Genomic DNA, 16,785 nt, shown 5'->3' with positions numbered 1-16,785 from the left:
AGCATTTATAAATTTTAAACCATAAATATAAAAAAACAGTTTTCTAATAAAGATATAAAAATGACCCAGTTTCGGAATTGAAACGGGTCATTTTTAATTATTACTATGTTATTGTTTGCTATTTTCTGTTTAGAATACTGCTGATACATCTGGTAGAAAAGATAACCGTTACAATTAATACTCCTGCAATACAAACATATTTTACAATTTTCGTTACATCAACCTGAACAGATCCGGTTGATGCGGGTACATTATGATTACACTTACACATATACCTTACCTCCTTTATTCGTCCTATGTATTTTATTAATATCCCAATTCTTCACCCACCAGGATTACTTTAATACGTCCTGGGATTTTTGATTTTCTGGTTATAACAATTTCACAGCAGATACAATCCTCCGTTAAGCAATTAGCGCATCTGCCAAGCTCGGCACAGGGAGTCTTAAGACCTAGTCTTGTGATATTAGGGGGAGCAGCCATATTATGGACCCGCTCGATTCCAGTATTAACATCTGTTACAATTTTATTCATACCCGCTATAATAATGACATTCTTAGGTCCTGCGATCAGACAGGCAACACGGTTTCCACCGGCATCTATATTAACTAACTGTCCATCCAAAGTGATGGCATTAGAACTCATGAAAAAATAATCCGTAGTTACGATTTTACTATACATCGCTTCTTTTTCTTCCGGTGTCTTAGCGGATAACCGGTCATACAAGATATAATCAGAAGTTTTAAGTTCTGTGATTAATCCAATTTCCTCCAAAGTCACAGAGCCCCCCCAGGAGATAGAGCAGCCGGGAGTAAGAAATCTTTTTGCCATAATAAGAGCATCCTCTGCATTATCGCAGTAATAACCCTCTATTCCTCTCAAATTAAACTTCTCGATTAAGCTGTCAGCTAAATTCTCATAATATAGTTGCTTCGGCGTCATGTTACCCCTCCTTAAACTTCCCTGTTTTAGAATATTTAAAAAGCAAGTGTCATTATTTTACGTTGAATTTTTTAACAAAGCAGATACCAACAGCACCCGGACCGGTATAAGTACCAATCGTAACCCCGATTTGAAATACGGGATAGGTTAACTTACGACCAATCAACTCCTCAAGCTGGGTTTGGACAAAGGCAATATCTTCCAAGGTAGAGGCATTGGCAAGGCAGAAATCGTAATCCTCGTATTTCTCACCGGTCTCGATAAAATATTCCTCTGTCATATCGATGGCTTTCTGTAATGCTTTTTTTCTGCCCCTTACGTTAGAATAGGGAATTAATTCGGCATCCTTAAGCTGAATCATTGGTTTTAGATTTAACATGGTACCGGCAAGAGAGGTTACTTTGCCAATCCGTCCGCCTTTTGCCAGGTATTCCAAGGTATCAACGGTAAACATAATTCTTGCAGTGGGTTTAATCTCATTAATCCGGTCCACCGCTTCCTGAAGGGTTAATCCCGCTTCTCTCATATAGGCAGCCTGAATTAAGAGTATTCCCTGACCGGCAGTTGCCTGTATGGAGTCAATAATGTGAATTTTTGCCTCAGGGTATTTCTCTTCCAAAATCGCCTTGGCATTCACTGCCGATTGATAAGAACCGCTGAATTTCAGTGTTAAGCAAAGACATAAGATATCTTTGTTATCTAAAATAGCTGGTTCAAAGTAATTGATATAATCCTGGACGGAAGGAAGGGAAGTTTTAGGAAATACCTTCTCATTCATGAGGATATCGTAGAATTTTTGATTTGTAATTTCTATATTTTCTTTATAGTAATTTTCCTGATCAAAGGTCACATAAAATGGTACTAAGGTTATATTATGCTCTCGAAGCAATTCTTCCGGTGTATCGCAGGACGAGTCGCTGAATATATGATAATCACGCATATTTCTCTCCTTGTAAATTAATTTTCTAGTAATCATTATATCGAATCTTACTGAAAATGTACAGTTAAAATTGGCATCCGGGAGACTTTGGTATAAGGAACTTTTGACACTGGCAGGCATCCTATGTTATGATAAGTAAGGTTTCAAAAAGGATGAATAAAAGGAATACAGTTATGAAATAAATTGCCAGGATAACCAAGGGCAGTTATAAACCAAGAAAGTTGGATCAGATACATGTCTAAAAGTTTATACATATCGGAAAAACCCAGTGTAGCCCAGGAATTTGCCAAAGCCTTAAAGGATAATTTCAGAAAACAGGATGGATATATGGAATCGGAAAATTCCGTTGTAACCTGGTGTGTAGGACACCTGGTGACTATGAGTTACCCGGAAAGCTATGACCCGGCCTTAAGGCGCTGGACCCTTGAGACTCTGCCATTTTTACCGAAGGAATTCCGGTACGAGACAATCCCTGCCGTAAGTAAACAATTCAATACGGTTAAATCTTTATTAAACCGGCAGGATGTGGATAAAATCTATGTCTGCACCGACTCTGGAAGAGAAGGGGAGTATATCTACCGTTTGGTAGATCAGGAAGCCCAGGTATCAGCGGCTAAGGATAAACGCAGGGTCTGGATTGATTCCCAGACCGAAGAGGAGATACTAAGAGGAATTAAGGAAGCGAAACCCCTCTCTGATTACGATAACTTATCCAATGCAGCATATCTTAGGGCAAAAGAAGATTATCTTATGGGTATTAACTTTTCCCGGGTTTTAACCTTAAAATACGGTCAGAATATAACAAACTTTTTAGGTAACGATAAACGTCCGGCAATTTCGGTGGGTCGTGTTATGACCTGCGTTATGGGAATGGTTGTCAGAAGAGAACGGGAAATAAGGGATTTCGTAAAAACTCCGTTTTACAGGGTTTTAAATACTCTGGATGCCTCTGGGAGAACCTTTGACGGAGAATTCAGGGCGGTAGAAGGATCAAGTTATTATGCCTCACCCTTATTATATAAAGAAAACGGCTTTCGGGAGAAAAAAGATGCACAGGCCCTTATTGAGAAAGTGCTTGAGAGGGAACCTGATTTAAAAGAGCGACAGGAGAATGGAAAGAACAGCTATGTCGATACCATAGCTCCAGAAGAACAGATTCATGCAGAAATCGTCAATATGGAAAAGAAAAAGGAAAATAAAAATCCTCCTTTATTATTCAATCTTGCCGAACTCCAAAATGAATGTTCCAAGTTATTTAAAATAAGCCCGGATGAAACGCTTAAAATAACACAGGAACTCTATGAAAAGAAATTAGTGACCTATCCAAGAACCGATGCCAGGGTGTTATCTACGGCTGTAAGCAAAGAAATCCATAAGAACATCGGCGGTCTTAAGAGCTATATTCACGGGAAGGGATTTGCGGAAGAAATCTTAAGTAAGGGTGCCTATAAGAATCTGGCTAAAACCAGATATGTGAATGACAAACAGATCACAGACCATTATGCGATTATACCAACAGGTCAGGGATTAAATGCCTTGAATTCTTTATCGCCTACCGCTGTTAAGGTATATGAAACCATAGTCAGAAGATTTTTAAGTATATTTTATCCTCCCGCCGTATACCAGAAAATTAATCTGGTAACTAAAATGAAAGGTGAGAGCTTCTTTTCCTCTTTTAAAGTACTAATTGACGAAGGTTACCTTAAAGTAACCGGCAATTCCTTTTCCCAGAAAAAAGCAGCAGGGGACGCAAGCAGCAACACCTCTTCTCAGGAAAACGGAGATAATAACTCTGCCGCAGCAGTCGAGGAAGAAGAGTTTGATATGGGCTTTTTTGATGTTATTAAGAACTTAAAAAAGGGTATGTTACTTCCTGTGAAAGCTATGACCATAAAAGAAGGTGAAACAGCACCCCCTAAGCGTTATAATTCTGGTTCCATGATTCTAGCCATGGAAAATGCAGGACAGTTAATTGAAGATGAAGAACTTAGGGCACAGATTAAGGGCAGCGGAATTGGAACCAGTGCAACCCGGGCTGAGATCTTAAATAAGCTGGTTAAAATCGAATATCTAAACTTAAATAAAAAGACTCAGATTATTACGCCGGCGCTATTAGGAGAATTGGTCTATGATGTGGTATCTTCCTCCATTAAATCTTTATTAAATGCTGAACTTACTGCCAGTTGGGAGAAAGGTCTTACCATGGTGGCGGAAGGCTCCATATCAAAAGAAGAGTATATGGAAAAACTGGAGGGATTTGTGAGCAGGATGACCAATGGGGTAAAGGGGTTAAATAATCAGTACTTATTAAATGCCTGCTTCAAAGAGGTAATTGTGAATTATAAAAAATAAAATCACCTGCATACAAGTGTATACAGACAGAAGTAAGTGTTTATGATTTAGTATAGTATTATTCTGCTGATTTCCTGAGCCATTTGCGGCTGACGGGGTAAGCATATCAAACAAAGCGAAGAAGGGCATGTCCAAAATGAAATAAGGAATTTCATTAGTAAATCTTACTTCAGTATTGAGACGCCGTATAATAATTCTTTCAAAGGTTGAAAGAAAATATAGTAATAGAAAGGATGCCACGAAACAATTCATTAAAGAATTGAAAGAAATAAATCTTTCAAAAGCTGAAAGAGAAAAATCTTTCAAAAGCTGAAAGAGAAAAATCTTTCAAAGGCTGAAAGAGAAAATCTTTCAAAGGCTAAAGAAATAAATCTTTCAAAGGCTGAAAGAGAAAATCTTTCAAAGGCTGAAAGAGAAAATCTTTCAAAGGCTGAAAGAGAAATTCTTTCAAAGGCTGAAAGAGAAAAATCTTTCAAAGGTTGAAAGAAATATATCTTTCAACCGTAAACTTGTTTCAAATTTTATTTTGTGGCAGTATCGCAAGGGGGACTTGCGATATTTAATGGGTGTAAAATATGTACGAGAATATGCAGATTAAGAATAATTATGATTTAACCCAGACAATTGCTGCTTCCCTGATGAAAAGATTTACTTATCCATGGGAAGTACTTACTGAGATTGGTAAGTATATCTTAGAATTGGGAAGTGAATTGTCTTTGGAAGAGTATGATAAAGTTGGAGAGGATGTTTGGATTGCAAAATCAGCTACTGTAGCACCCAGTGCATACATTCAAGGACCAGCTATTATCGGAAAAGATGCACAAATAAGACATTGTGCCTTTATCCGTGGTAATGCCATTGTTGGGGAAGGCGCTGTTGTAGGCAATTCCACCGAATTAAAGAATGTGATTTTATTTAATAAAGTGCAGGTACCCCACTATAACTATGTCGGGGACTCTGTCTTGGGTTATAAAGCCCATATGGGAGCTGGTTCCATCACCTCCAATGTGAAGTCCGATAAAACCCTTGTTACTATTAAGTATCAGGATAGTAAGGTGGAAACCGGTCTTAAGAAGGTTGGTGCATTGTTAGGAGATCATGTTGAAATCGGCTGCAATACAGTTATGAACCCAGGTACAGTAATCGGTAAAGGAGCTCATGTATATCCGTTGTCCATGGTCAGAGGTTTTGTTCCGGCTAATACTATTTACAAAAAACAGGGTGAAATTGTTGAATTAAAATAGGTATTAACTTTGTGTCAAAATAAAATAAATTAATTAACAAATAAATGAGCAGATGCCGTAATCTACATCTGCTCATATAATTTGATTATTGAATTATTTACCAATTCCATACAAAAATCTTATCCTAACGAGTTAATCTGAGGTTACCGTATCGGTAAAGCGAACTGGTACCTTACCATATTTAATAACCCTTAATGTAGTTGTAATTTATACTTCAATTATTTCATGCCGATAAATTGGATTAGTATAAGAAATAACCCTTCTTCAGATAGTCTTAAAAGATATACTTTGTGGTACTGGGTTTAAAACCTAATAATGTAGCATACTATTTTTTATTATACGTAAGTAACCCAATCAATATTAATATAAAACCGATGTATAACCCATAAGAAAACAAAATCATATAAGAAAGGACGCTTTTATATATAGCGCAGGTTATAAAAAATGTTCCGCCAAAAAGCATTAATGCGAAGCCAAATATTATTATTTTTAAACTTTTATTCATATTAATATGTGAATATTCCGGATGTAAATCCATAACCTGTCCGATTGCCGAACTTATGACTTCAGACAACAAGAATATTCACCATGCCCTTTCTATAGTCTTGCACTTTTCGCAGCGCAGTATTTAATCAAAATATTTCGTTAAATTATTTACTCCCATTCACAAGCAGTTTCTAATATCTTCACCACTTCCAAAAGTCCTTCCTTGTCCGTTAAATCAAATCGATTTACCGTCGGGCTGTCAATATCTAGTACCCCAACGATTTGCCCTTTGTTATGTATAGGAATAACAATTTCTGAACGGGAAGCGCTGTCACAGGCGATATGCCCTGGGAACTCATGAACATCTTGAACTAGCTGGATTTCATCTTTTAATACGGCTGTACCGCAGACACCTTTACCAATGGAGATATGTACACAAGCTGTTTTTCCTTGAAAAGGACCAAGTAAAAGTTCATTATTATGCATTAAATAAAAACCGACCCAGTTAATATCTGAGAGGGCACCGTTTAATAAAGCGGAAGTATTACTTAAGTTGGGTATAACAAACGGTTCATTATCCAATAGGGATTTTAACTGGGCATGAACTAATTTATAGCATTCTTTTTTATCTGACGGATACAGACTGTTAATTTCTTCCATTTTTCTCTCCTTAATCATTTTATGTACAGGGAAATGCCGTAAAATCACGGCGCAACCGTTCTATTACAACAAATCCCTCAGGATAATCTTAAATAAGTATATCCTAATTAAATGGATACTTCAACTATTTAAAACTATTACCTTCTGTCAAACTCGAAACATATTGCCGCATTTCACTTTTTGACCGGACACCATGACAGTTATTAATAACATTCTGTTTACTTTGTTCATCTAAAGCCGCGAAATAATTCATGGCTTCACTGTTTTGGGCCAGTGCCATACCAAAGCCTAAAGGTATACCTTCACCATCTACAAAATTTTGTTCCATACCTACTCCTATCTGTGTACTTTTGTACACATAAAAATCAGGGTGCCGGAAAACAGATTACTACATGCATAAAAAAACGAAACCTGTACCAGCTTCAATAAGAATATGATTTTGTCTGCGGATAATTAATAGTTACGAGATTAGTATGTATCGTTCCTAAATTATTATGAAAGGTTCCTGAAAAACTTAAAAATAGATAGCATATTTTAAATCAAAACCGGATAAAATAAACCAAGATTGGTAAAAATGAGAAAGGGTATAAGTATGCAAAAATATATATGCCTGGTCTGTGGCTATATTTATGATCCAGCAGACGGCGATCCAGAGGGTGGAATTGCACCCGGTACACCATTTGAAAACCTGCCAGAAGACTGGGTTTGTCCGGTCTGCGGAGCAGGTAAAGATGAATTTGAGGCGTATGAAGAATAATTATAAATTAGGGACTGTTTTCGGGAAAAAAGAAATCAGTCTCTTTTCTTTTGTATTCCAATATAAACATTTGCTATTACCTGGCCATACCCAAAGCAGCGCCGGAGATAAATGGAATCAGCCAGATAATCCAAACGATTATACTAAATTTGTGAAAATTTTCTTTTGCTTTTTCATTATTTTTAAATAGAACAATTGCTGCCCAAAGAGCATGTACAAACATTAGAATAATCGCAAGTAAACCAGTTATACCATGAAAGTTCAACTGAAATCCAGATTCTGCCAATTCGCTCATTAGCGTGGTTCCTAATGTATCAAATATCAGACCAAGACAAAACATAATAAAGTGCCATTTTTTAAGCTGCCCCTGGATTTTTTCACTCCAAACACCGATGGTGTAAAAAACAAGTGCAGTGGTTATGGATATGATTGCAAAAGGTAACATTTTTAATTCCTCCTTTTCGATTAAGAATATCTTGGTACCAAATAATGCGTTTACTTAGCTACCTTTAATACTTAGCAAACTTTAATACATTAGATATATAAGTATTTTGATTATATCGAGAGGACAATTATTTGTCAAGAAGTGCTGTAAATTGGTACGCTTTTATTTAATTTACCAATTTAGAGATATATTTATTCTGTATAATGCTGTATAATAATGGAAAGTAAAGAGAAGAAAATAATCAAAAGTCGGGTTATAAAATAGTTAAAGAATATGGATGGTTTGGTAAGCGTAGTAATGTTTGAGAAAAGGATGTAATTTTACTTATACGAAAATATAAGTTGTAGAAATTCTATTTTATAGGTAATATATCTAGAGAGATAAATATATAAACATAAATACATACATAGGTTGAAAGGAAAAAATATGAAAAATGATTTATTAACAATTGGCAGATTTACAGTCCATGGTTACGGACTGATGATTGGTATTGGTATTATAGCGGCTTATTTATTAGCGGAATTCAGGGCAAAGAAAAAAAATCTGGATTATGATAAAATCTTCAACTTAACAATCTGGTGTTTAATTGGAGGTATTTTAGGAGCTAAGGTTTTATATTATATTACCGAGTTAAAGGATATAATAGCGGATCCCAAAATTATTTTAAAGGTATCGAATGGTTTTGTTGTGTACGGCGGGATAATAGGTGGTATATTGGCCGGATTTTTATGCTGCAAACGTTACCGGTTAGATTTTTTTAAGTATTTTGATTTGGTTATGCCGTCCATAGCGCTGGCTCAGGGCTTTGGACGGATTGGCTGCCTGCTTTCGGGTTGTTGTTACGGGATAGAAACGAAAAGCATAATAGGCATCGTGTTCCGTCATTCGGATTATGCGCCTAATGGAATCCGCCTGATCCCTACACAGATAATTTCGAGTGGTCTTGATTTTTTAAACTTTCTTGCATTGATTTTTTTGGCGAAAAGAGTTAAGGCAGACGGACAGGTTGCAGGTTTTTATCTGATTTTTTATAGTGCGGGTAGATTTATACTCGAGTTTTTCAGAGGTGATCTGGTTCGTGGAAAAGTTGGAGTATTGTCAACGTCACAATTTATTTCAATTTTCCTGTTCGTATTTGGATGTGTAATAGTTGTTGTGAGAGGCTTTTGGTACAATAAGCTTCAGCAAAAAAAATCTCAGCAATAAATTAACATTAACTTTGCAATAATATTACTTGCAATGTTATTAATTTTAGATTACACTTAGAATATGATTTTTATTTACATTATTTTACACAAGATATTTGATTAGTAAGATTAATTTGTCGAGTTAAATCTGTTATTGCTTTTTCGTGTCTTGAGGGAAGACCATAAGTATAATTTGAGAAGAATAACTCTGAGAAATTGAGTAACACGTTAATTTTTTTAGAAGCTTTGCATAAATCAAAGGTGATTTGGCAGGTTAAACCTTAATGAATAGCGTAGCATTGCTAACCAGCTTAAAAACTTGGTTATCATGATTTTCAAGCTGTTTAATGCTAAACTTGAGGAATGTGGCCTACGGAATTTATACTAAATTAATAATCCTCGTATTTATGATTGATGAAAAACAATGCTATGCACTTTTATTGGGGTGACATAATTTTCATGGGTTATTTTGCAGCTGCAAGGACAGCCATGACGCAAAATAAAATCAATCATATGAGGGGGAGTTAAAATGGTAAGAATAGCTATATGCGATGATGAACATAATCATCGTTTAAACTTGAGGAATCAGATCAATTATTATTCCATTCAACGAAATATTGAGTTTGAAGTAGAGGAATTCTCGACACCTGAGGGCTTACTGCGAAGCAGTTTAAGGTTTGACCTTTTGTTTTTAGATATATACCTGAATACAGATAAAAACGGAGTAGAGTATGGAAAGATACTAAGAGAAATGGGAATTAACATAATTATTGTGTTTTTTTCATCTTCCAGGGAGTATTCCATAGAGGGTTATACAGTAGGCGCCTTCCGTTATCTTGTAAAACCAATCGGTCAGGCAGACCTGACTAAGACAATGGATTCATTTCTTAAGAATGTAGTCCAATCAACAGATAGAATTTCTATTACTTCCAATAATAGTGAGTATTATATTAATATTAACGATATCATCTATATCGAATCACTTTCCCGCAAACGATTAATATATGTCTGTGATTATGCAATTGAAACATGGGAAACTCTTGTTTCTTTGTATAATAAGCTGCCAAAGAATATATTCATGTATCCCCATAAATGTTTTATAGTAAATATAAATTTTATTAAATACTTTAATAACTATCAAATTACCATGAATAATGGTAATGCCATAACGTTGGGTCGAAAATATTATAAAGATTTCAAACATAAACTGCATACATATTTTGGTGACCATAATGAAAACTGACCTGTTTATGGTAGTGTGCTTTTTGAGTTTTACAAAATGCGTTATAGATTTTTATTTTGCTTATAAATTTGTTGGTGTATTTTTTCAGTCAAGATCTAAAAGTGCATTATCAAATTTATCAGGAATTGTAATTTCTGCGGTTTTGCTTTATATAATTAATGCGTTTAGTAATTCTATTTTAAACTCAATAATTATGCTGATTATTATTTTTTTCAGATGCAGAATCGTGCTAAAAGGCGCATGGCGAACAATATTTGTTACTTCCCTTATCGCTTTTGCTATTGTTTTATTTTGCGAATTTATAACGATAGCTTTTGGTAACGTTATATTGCAGTTTACGCCAAATTTAGAAGGTACCGATTCTCAGCAGATTTTACTGATTGGGAGTTGTATTATAATTTATTCGTTTCTTTCTGATTACCTGATAAAAACCTTAAAAAAGAATAAATTAAAGATTCTATATCCCAATAAATATTTATTGATACTGCCATTGACAAGCATTGCAAGTATATACTATATTTTACTTTTACATAACAATTCCCATATAATTGATACCTTTATTACGAATATTATTTATGTGGCTGTGGTATTTGGATTAGGAGCCGCTAACATTATAGTTCTGGCTGTTCATAATGAAATTAATAAAAAAGCAGAGCTGGAGCAAGAAGTTGAAAAAATGCGTATGCAGCAGACGACCATAGAGATCTCATATAAGCAGCAGGAGAAAAATCTTGAGGAACTTAGAAGAATTTCTCATGATTTTAAAAAACATCTGATATGTTTGTCTGGTTTAATCCAATCTGATGCTGAAATTGATGATTATATCTCTAATCTAATACATGAAATTGATCATTCAAAAATCCAAAATCTGAATAGAAGTGATAATAATGCTCTAAACATAATATTATACGAAAAAGAACAACAGTGTCTAAAGTTAAATATAAAATTTGAAATAGAGATGGAATACAATTTATTATCTTTTATCTCTTATAAGGTTACTTGTACTATTTTTGCGAATGCTTTGGATAATGCCATTCATGCATGTATTCTTTCTTTAGACTTTAATCTGGAGGCGTATATCAAACTTCGGATATTCAGAGTGAACTCTATGCTTTTCATTGAGATTTATAACACAAAAGTAAATAGTATAGTTTTTAAAGGTAATCGTATTGGCTCTACAAAAAAGGCACCTGAAACCCATGGTTATGGTTTGATGAATATAAAAGAAGCAGTCAGTAATTATGATGGAACAATGGACTTTTCATTTACCGATAATATTTTTCGGTTAAGTATCTGTATGCCAATAGTAGAAGACTATAACAACAGCCCAGTCTGAGTTTGAAACAATAATATCTGCATTTGCAACGAAGAACTGACTTTAGAATACCATAGATAGTATAATCTTACTTGTTACTGGTAAATTAGTTCGTGCGCCGGGGCGCACAGATTGGAGTTATTATGAGTATTAAAAACAAAGTCTTGACATCAGTAATGAAGATTGTTTCAATTGAGGCGAAGAGTATCGCCAAACTCAATGTCAATTCAGTATGCGCAGGTCCCCTTCATCAACCCAAAGTGCCTGAGTGTGCCAATAAACTTCGTAAGGTTATATAAAGTTTATGAACCGATTGGCTGAGTTTCTATGTAATAAAGCCCTTGCAGTTAAAGCAATCGAGTCAGAAGAAAAAGACCTGTATAGGTATGCATTTAGTCTGTTAATTTCATCTGTCTATACCTGGGGAACATTTATATTGTTAGGTCTTTTTTTCGACTCCTTGCTGGCCGCAATTTGCTTTATGATATTATTTATTCCTCTAAGAATTTTTTGCGGTGGATTTCACAGGGAAAATTACTCAAAGTGTTATACCAGTTCATTATTTCTATTTTTTTCTATATTTATTATATCCAAGGTACCATTCCTGGATATATTAAACCTGGGTTTATTTGTTTCCTTACCTATAGTAATCTGGTGTATTTGGAAATTTGCCCCCATAGAAGATAATAATAAACCCTTGAGCAGCAGCGAGATCATAAAGTATTCAAGAATATCAAAAAATATTTTAGTTCTTGAGGTTACTATTGTATCTTTATTTTTTTTAAATCAGTTAGAGCCGTTAATCATTTATTTTTCATTAACAGCCTTACATATGATTGGTTTTCTTTTAGGGTTAAGAGTAATTCAAAACTTGATAAATAGGAAGCATATCAATTTTAAGTCTAAACCCTAACAGGATTATAACAACCCGAAGGAATGCAATGTCATTTGCAAAGTTTGGTTTCTAGCTATCATCTCTTACTTGATATTCGATCAGGTTCGTGATATACTTAAAGAACGAATAGTTCGTTTTACGAAAGGGATAATAGGAATGAGAGATAATAGATTTCAAAAAATATATGAAGAAGGAAGTAAGCTTTTTATTAATCAAGGTTATTCAAGAACACAGATAAGGGATATTGTGAAAGTTACCGGTATCTCAACCGGTGCCTTGTATTCCTTGTTCGTAAGTAAAAAAGCTGTCTTATCATTTATTTTAAAATGTACAATCGAACCTGATTCAATCGAACATGACTATAAGCTGCCAATTGATGAGAATACCTTTCCAGAACTTGAAAAAGAGATAATAAAGGCATTCGATGACAGTAATATAAAGTTTAGCTTCCATTTGGAGAATAATGCAAAAGATTATTCTTATGAAACAATGCTATCAGATGCCTTTGACATTTTGTCCAGGTATGGTGTGGGTTGTTTATTTATAGAAAATAATCCAAAAGAAAGCGAATTATTATGGAAGCATTATATTGAATACAGACAAAAGTTTTTTGACACTTTTTCAAAATATATTGAGATTTTTATGGAACGTGGTACCGTACGCCAATTAGTAGATCAGAGACACTGCATCCGGTTAATGATTGAAACCCTTTCCTGGTGGGGGATGCATGTTCACTTGAATGCTTTTGAGGTAAAAGAAAAAATATCAGTTGAAGTTGCAAAAAAGGTTAGCATAGATTGCCTAATTCATTCATATAAAAGAGAAGAATAAAGTTTTACGGGGCTTGATAGCTCCGTAAAAAAATAATCCGAAACAGAACGAATGGTTCGTTCTAAAAAATCTAATAATAAGAAAATCTCGTTTTAACTGGCTATGAAATGAAATCGTAATCAAAAAAGTTCAGATTTGGAGTACCAGACATGAAATTCACAGAAAAAAATAGAAGTATCATTACCGTTTTTCTTACCTTCAGTGTTTTTGCAGTATTATTGATACTATCGCTGTTTGTCATGCTTCCCTTTATTGAAAAACTGTCAGAACCCGAAAATCAGATTCGCTTTAAAGAATGGGTAAATGACATTGGTATTAGAGGATGGTTAATTGTATTAGGAATACAAATCTTACAAATCGTTATTGCATTTATACCTGGTGAACCGGTAGAATTGCTGGCAGGTGTTATATATGGAACCTTTGGTGGTTTAATCGTATGCCTGGCGGGAGCATCTATGGCATCAGCAATTACCTTTACTCTATCAAAGAAATATGGGAAACCGTTACTTAACAGGTTTTTCGGAAAGGAAAAAGTGAAAGTGTGGAGATGGATACAGGACAATAGAAAAATAGAAACAGTCACTTTCGTGCTCTTTTTTATACCCGGAACACCAAAGGATATGCTGACTTATGTGGTTGGACTTAGCAATATCAGACTTTCGAGATTCATACTAATATCATCTTTTGCTAGAATTCCCTCTATACTGTCCTCTGCAATGGTAGGTTCTTTTATGAGGAAAGGTAAATGGGAGATATCAATCACTGTATTTGCAATCACTGGTATCATCGGTATTATGGGGATTTTATACAAAGATAAATTTATAGATTTTTGCAGAACGATAGGAAAGCACGATGGTAGGAATACCAAAGGGCAATGTTTGGATTTTATCCAAACCATTAATTTAGAAACGCTTCAGCCTTTTGTATTCTGTCATTTACAACTTGATGGGAAAATAGATCTCAAACGGCTAAAACATGCGGTACAGCAGACTCTTAAAACGTTACCCCAAATCCTATATTCCTATGATTTGAAAAAAGGTAAATGGGTGGAGAAGGGTCATACATTGGAAGAGGTGTTCTTAGAAAGCAGGGTTGATTTTGGCGACAATTGGTGCTGGAACTTAATGACTGAAACACAACTTAAAATCCATGTCTGCCATAAAGAATCAGGAGATGTTCTTACAATCGGCATAAGCCATATCTTATGTGACGGGTCAGGATTCCTGCAATATTTATATCTTTTGGCGAATTGTTATAACGATGATGATACTAAAATAACACTGAGGAATCAACGGGATTTAAAGCCAATTCTAGACATAATTAAAGTCAATGCACCAGTTAGAAAGGTTTTATCTTATGGCGAAATCAGAGAACTGCCATTTGACACCTCGGGTGATATACCTTTTTGTCTCATAAAGACCATAGGAGCACAGGATTTTTTGGAGTTACAGCGAAAAACCAAAGTGCTAAACTGTACAATTAACGATCTGCTTATAACTGCATATGCTCGTACTGTGGTAAATTTTCTTAAAACGGAATTTATTACAATAAATTGTCCGGTTAATTTACGTAGATTTGGAAACCGGAAGCTGCAGGAAGAAACGCTTACGATAGCAAATATGACAGGAATATATAAGCTTCATATAGCCATAAAGCCTGGTGAAAGTTTTGAAACAACTTTGCTTCATATACACAATCAGATCGTACAATTAAAGTCAAATTACAGCTGTTTTAATGGGATACCCCTATTACATTTTCTATATAATAAAGTACCCCTATCCATCTTAAATAAATTCGGTAAAAAATTATATAAGATTTTCCCCATCTCTTATACAAATTTTGGTTTAATTGATGGTGATAAATTAGCGTTTCAGGGTATTACTATAAAGCACTGCTTCTTAACGGGTACCTACAGGACCAGTCCGGATTTTCAGCTTTCTGTAAGTACTTTCCGCAATACCTGTACCTTGAATTGTACACTGATTGGTTCACAAAAGCGAGGGAGTATGGCACTTGAATTGCTGGAAAAGATAAAACTTGAAATGATTGAATGGCTAAAAGGTTAGACAGATAGGAAAACAGGAGGTGAGGATATGTCTATTACAAAGGCAAAGATACGGTGCTATTTGTATAAAGGAATATGGATATTTATTATAGGAGGTATCGTTGGCTATTTTATTGAAGTTCTCTACGGCATTATGAAGAAAGGAGCCCTGGAAAGCCGCCAAGGAATGCTTTATGGACCCTTTAGCCAGATTTATGGATTAGGTGCATTGATAATCGTAATTATTACAATCCCATTAATAAGAAAAAGTAATAAATGGATTTTTAGTATATGCGCTATCTTTGGTGGTCTATTTGAATTTATCTGCAGTTGGATACAAGAATTTTTTTGGGGTGTACAATCATGGGATTACTCGCCTTTTGCCATTTCACTTACTGGAAGGACCTCTCTGATTTATATGGTATTCTGGGGGGTATTAGGTGTGTTCTTTATCAGATATGTTTATCCTAAGATATCATTATTTATTGATAGGATAATAGATAAAGTAGGGGGGATTATAACGTGGATTTTAGTAATATTTCTTATATTTGATGCAGTATTAACTACACTTACGGTTAATCGCTGGGCAGAAAGGCAAAATGGTGTATTAGCCCAAACTTTTTGTGATAAGTTAGTGGATATTTATTATCCAGATGACCTGCTAAGGGATATTTTTCCCCAAATGGAACTTGTGAATAAATGATATAAGGGAGTGGCAATGTATAATATGGATTTCAGACAATTAATATATAAAGCTTTTATAAAAGATAATCATATGTTTGTTAAGGGGGAACATCTTCCCTGCGCAGTATCCCATTTATTCGGTGTGTTTGTTACGGGGCTGGTTACAGCCAAATTAATTACTAATAATGTTTTCGAAGGAGTTAACCCTTGGAAGGTAGTAGCCTATAGTTTGTTTTGTGGATGCGTGTGTATCTATTATATATGCTCCGTATTTGTCCATATCTTCTATAGTTCAGAAAGAGTACACAAAGTGCTTGAAAGAATTGAATTTTGTACGCTGCCTCTGCTAATTACAAGTATCTTTATGCCGGTTTGCTTTATTATTCTGTGGGGACCAGTGGGTTTTACTTTGTTTGGAATCGTATGTGGATATACGTTTTTAAGCATCTTTCTAAAAGTGTTACCATATAATCCGCGCTGGCTCTTGTATAGTTGCCAAGTCTTATTATGCAGTGTAGTGTTATACTCTATTATAGCCCTGACTCACACGATCCATCACAATGGTCTTTTTTGGTTAACTGGAGGCGGTTTACTATATGCAGTTGGCATTATGGTATATCCTTACAAAATATTGGAGATAAAAGATAAACCATTTCAAAATCATGTACTGTCTCATTATTTAATTTTACTGGGCACTGGATGCCATCTTGTTTTCTTAATTACCATGTAAGCAAATGCCGTAGTTTAAAGCTAAAAATAC

At 34.9% G+C, this 16,785-nt stretch carries 18 protein-coding genes; 12 read left to right on the top strand and 6 right to left on the bottom strand.

Annotation, left to right across the window (positions count from 1 at the left end):
- Nucleotides 1-118: 118 nt before the first annotated feature.
- Genes QA584_RS20920 through QA584_RS20910 form a run of 3 tightly spaced genes read right to left on the bottom strand, consistent with a single transcriptional unit; the run spans nt 119 to nt 1,882 of the window.
- Nucleotides 119-271, bottom strand: a complete 153-nt coding sequence (locus QA584_RS20920; protein ID WP_278271048.1) for a hypothetical protein — start codon at nt 269-271, stop codon at nt 119-121.
- A 35-nt stretch (nt 272-306) separates the two neighbouring features.
- On the bottom strand, nt 307-942 hold the full coding sequence (locus tag QA584_RS20915; protein WP_278271047.1) for a lactate utilization protein: 636 nt from the start codon (nt 940-942) through the stop codon (nt 307-309).
- Nucleotides 943-994: 52 nt separating this feature from the next.
- Nucleotides 995-1,882 (bottom strand): DegV family protein, encoded by an 888-nt coding sequence (locus QA584_RS20910; protein WP_278271046.1) that lies wholly within the window; start codon nt 1,880-1,882, stop codon nt 995-997.
- Between the two features lie 234 nt (nt 1,883-2,116).
- On the opposite strand from QA584_RS20910, the gene QA584_RS20905 reads away from it, so the two are divergent.
- Nucleotides 2,117-4,234, top strand: a complete 2,118-nt coding sequence (locus tag QA584_RS20905; protein ID WP_278271045.1) for a DNA topoisomerase — start codon at nt 2,117-2,119, stop codon at nt 4,232-4,234.
- A gap of 575 nt (nt 4,235-4,809) precedes the next feature.
- The gene (locus tag QA584_RS20900; RefSeq protein ID WP_278271044.1) at nt 4,810-5,478 is read left to right on the top strand and encodes an acyltransferase; all 669 of its coding nucleotides are present in this window, start codon (nt 4,810-4,812) and stop codon (nt 5,476-5,478) included.
- A 654-nt stretch (nt 5,479-6,132) separates the two neighbouring features.
- Here QA584_RS20900 and QA584_RS20895 read toward each other — a convergent pair.
- Both QA584_RS20895 and QA584_RS20890 read right to left on the bottom strand, forming a co-directional pair.
- A complete protein-coding gene (locus QA584_RS20895; RefSeq protein WP_278271043.1) occupies nt 6,133-6,624 on the bottom strand; it encodes a GAF domain-containing protein in 492 nt (163 codons plus the stop codon).
- Nucleotides 6,625-6,748: 124 nt separating this feature from the next.
- Complete coding sequence (locus tag QA584_RS20890) at nt 6,749-6,952, bottom strand: hypothetical protein (RefSeq protein WP_278271042.1); 204 nt, start codon at nt 6,950-6,952, stop codon at nt 6,749-6,751.
- A 264-nt stretch (nt 6,953-7,216) separates the two neighbouring features.
- On the opposite strand from QA584_RS20890, the gene rd reads away from it, so the two are divergent.
- Nucleotides 7,217-7,381 carry a rubredoxin gene (rd, locus tag QA584_RS20885; RefSeq protein WP_278271041.1) on the top strand — a complete coding sequence of 55 codons (165 nt, stop codon included), beginning with the start codon at nt 7,217-7,219 and terminating at the stop codon, nt 7,379-7,381.
- A 76-nt stretch (nt 7,382-7,457) separates the two neighbouring features.
- Here rd and QA584_RS20880 read toward each other — a convergent pair whose 3' ends face one another.
- Nucleotides 7,458-7,826: an HsmA family protein gene (locus QA584_RS20880; protein ID WP_278271040.1), complete on the bottom strand. Its 369-nt coding sequence runs from the start codon at nt 7,824-7,826 to the stop codon at nt 7,458-7,460.
- 426 nt (nt 7,827-8,252) lie between these two features.
- Between QA584_RS20880 and QA584_RS20875 the strand changes: the two genes are divergently transcribed.
- From QA584_RS20875 to trhA, 9 genes are all read left to right on the top strand, one after another.
- Nucleotides 8,253-9,032 (top strand): prolipoprotein diacylglyceryl transferase, encoded by a 780-nt coding sequence (locus tag QA584_RS20875; protein ID WP_278271039.1) that lies wholly within the window; start codon nt 8,253-8,255, stop codon nt 9,030-9,032.
- A 510-nt stretch (nt 9,033-9,542) separates the two neighbouring features.
- The gene (locus QA584_RS20870) at nt 9,543-10,256 is read left to right on the top strand and encodes a LytR/AlgR family response regulator transcription factor (RefSeq protein ID WP_278271038.1); all 714 of its coding nucleotides are present in this window, start codon (nt 9,543-9,545) and stop codon (nt 10,254-10,256) included.
- A complete protein-coding gene (locus tag QA584_RS20865) occupies nt 10,246-11,592 on the top strand; it encodes a sensor histidine kinase (RefSeq protein WP_278271037.1) in 1,347 nt (448 codons plus the stop codon). The genes QA584_RS20870 and QA584_RS20865 overlap by 11 nt, the downstream gene beginning before the upstream one ends.
- 122 nt (nt 11,593-11,714) lie before the next feature.
- Nucleotides 11,715-11,870 carry a cyclic lactone autoinducer peptide gene (locus QA584_RS28900; protein WP_442870341.1) on the top strand — a complete coding sequence of 52 codons (156 nt, stop codon included), beginning with the start codon at nt 11,715-11,717 and terminating at the stop codon, nt 11,868-11,870.
- A gap of 5 nt (nt 11,871-11,875) precedes the next feature.
- A complete protein-coding gene (locus tag QA584_RS28895) occupies nt 11,876-12,484 on the top strand; it encodes an accessory gene regulator B family protein (RefSeq protein WP_442870340.1) in 609 nt (202 codons plus the stop codon).
- Between the two features lie 138 nt (nt 12,485-12,622).
- On the top strand, nt 12,623-13,297 hold the full coding sequence (locus QA584_RS20860; protein WP_278271036.1) for a helix-turn-helix domain-containing protein: 675 nt from the start codon (nt 12,623-12,625) through the stop codon (nt 13,295-13,297).
- A 149-nt stretch (nt 13,298-13,446) separates the two neighbouring features.
- Complete coding sequence (locus QA584_RS20855) at nt 13,447-15,363, top strand: VTT domain-containing protein (protein ID WP_278271035.1); 1,917 nt, start codon at nt 13,447-13,449, stop codon at nt 15,361-15,363.
- Nucleotides 15,364-15,390: 27 nt separating this feature from the next.
- On the top strand, nt 15,391-16,044 hold the full coding sequence (locus QA584_RS20850; RefSeq protein WP_278271034.1) for a putative ABC transporter permease: 654 nt from the start codon (nt 15,391-15,393) through the stop codon (nt 16,042-16,044).
- Between the two features lie 15 nt (nt 16,045-16,059).
- Nucleotides 16,060-16,755, top strand: coding sequence for a PAQR family membrane homeostasis protein TrhA (gene trhA / locus QA584_RS28890; protein ID WP_442870339.1), 696 nt, complete (start codon nt 16,060-16,062; stop codon nt 16,753-16,755).
- The last annotated feature ends 30 nt before the right edge of the window (nt 16,756-16,785 follow it).

The organism is Anaerocolumna sp. AGMB13025, assembly GCF_029689925.1.
Classification (GTDB): domain Bacteria; phylum Bacillota; class Clostridia; order Lachnospirales; family Lachnospiraceae; genus Anaerocolumna.
The sequence above is the reverse complement of the archived record's forward strand: the minus strand, read 5'-3'. Positions and strand labels throughout refer to the sequence as shown.

Excerpts from the sequence above, each read along its gene's own strand:
- QA584_RS20880 (WP_278271040.1), bottom strand. The coding sequence starts at position 7,826 with ATGTTACCTTTTGCAATCATATCCATAACCACTGCACTTGTTTTTTAC.
- trhA (WP_442870339.1), top strand. The coding sequence starts at position 16,060 with ATGTATAATATGGATTTCAGACAATTAATATATAAAGCTTTTATAAAA.
- QA584_RS20910 (WP_278271046.1), bottom strand. The coding sequence starts at position 1,882 with ATGCGTGATTATCATATATTCAGCGACTCGTCCTGCGATACACCGGAA.
- QA584_RS20920 (WP_278271048.1), bottom strand. The coding sequence starts at position 271 with ATGTGTAAGTGTAATCATAATGTACCCGCATCAACCGGATCTGTTCAG.
- QA584_RS20850 (WP_278271034.1), top strand. The coding sequence starts at position 15,391 with ATGTCTATTACAAAGGCAAAGATACGGTGCTATTTGTATAAAGGAATA.
- QA584_RS20895 (WP_278271043.1), bottom strand. The coding sequence starts at position 6,624 with ATGGAAGAAATTAACAGTCTGTATCCGTCAGATAAAAAAGAATGCTAT.
- QA584_RS20875 (WP_278271039.1), top strand. The coding sequence starts at position 8,253 with ATGAAAAATGATTTATTAACAATTGGCAGATTTACAGTCCATGGTTAC.
- QA584_RS20855 (WP_278271035.1), top strand. The coding sequence starts at position 13,447 with ATGAAATTCACAGAAAAAAATAGAAGTATCATTACCGTTTTTCTTACC.
- QA584_RS28895 (WP_442870340.1), top strand. The coding sequence starts at position 11,876 with ATGAACCGATTGGCTGAGTTTCTATGTAATAAAGCCCTTGCAGTTAAA.
- QA584_RS20915 (WP_278271047.1), bottom strand. The coding sequence starts at position 942 with ATGACGCCGAAGCAACTATATTATGAGAATTTAGCTGACAGCTTAATC.
- QA584_RS20870 (WP_278271038.1), top strand. The coding sequence starts at position 9,543 with ATGGTAAGAATAGCTATATGCGATGATGAACATAATCATCGTTTAAAC.
- QA584_RS20900 (WP_278271044.1), top strand. The coding sequence starts at position 4,810 with ATGTACGAGAATATGCAGATTAAGAATAATTATGATTTAACCCAGACA.
- QA584_RS20905 (WP_278271045.1), top strand. The coding sequence starts at position 2,117 with ATGTCTAAAAGTTTATACATATCGGAAAAACCCAGTGTAGCCCAGGAA.
- QA584_RS20890 (WP_278271042.1), bottom strand. The coding sequence starts at position 6,952 with ATGGAACAAAATTTTGTAGATGGTGAAGGTATACCTTTAGGCTTTGGT.
- rd (WP_278271041.1), top strand. The coding sequence starts at position 7,217 with ATGCAAAAATATATATGCCTGGTCTGTGGCTATATTTATGATCCAGCA.
- QA584_RS20860 (WP_278271036.1), top strand. The coding sequence starts at position 12,623 with ATGAGAGATAATAGATTTCAAAAAATATATGAAGAAGGAAGTAAGCTT.
- QA584_RS28900 (WP_442870341.1), top strand. The coding sequence starts at position 11,715 with ATGAGTATTAAAAACAAAGTCTTGACATCAGTAATGAAGATTGTTTCA.
- QA584_RS20865 (WP_278271037.1), top strand. The coding sequence starts at position 10,246 with ATGAAAACTGACCTGTTTATGGTAGTGTGCTTTTTGAGTTTTACAAAA.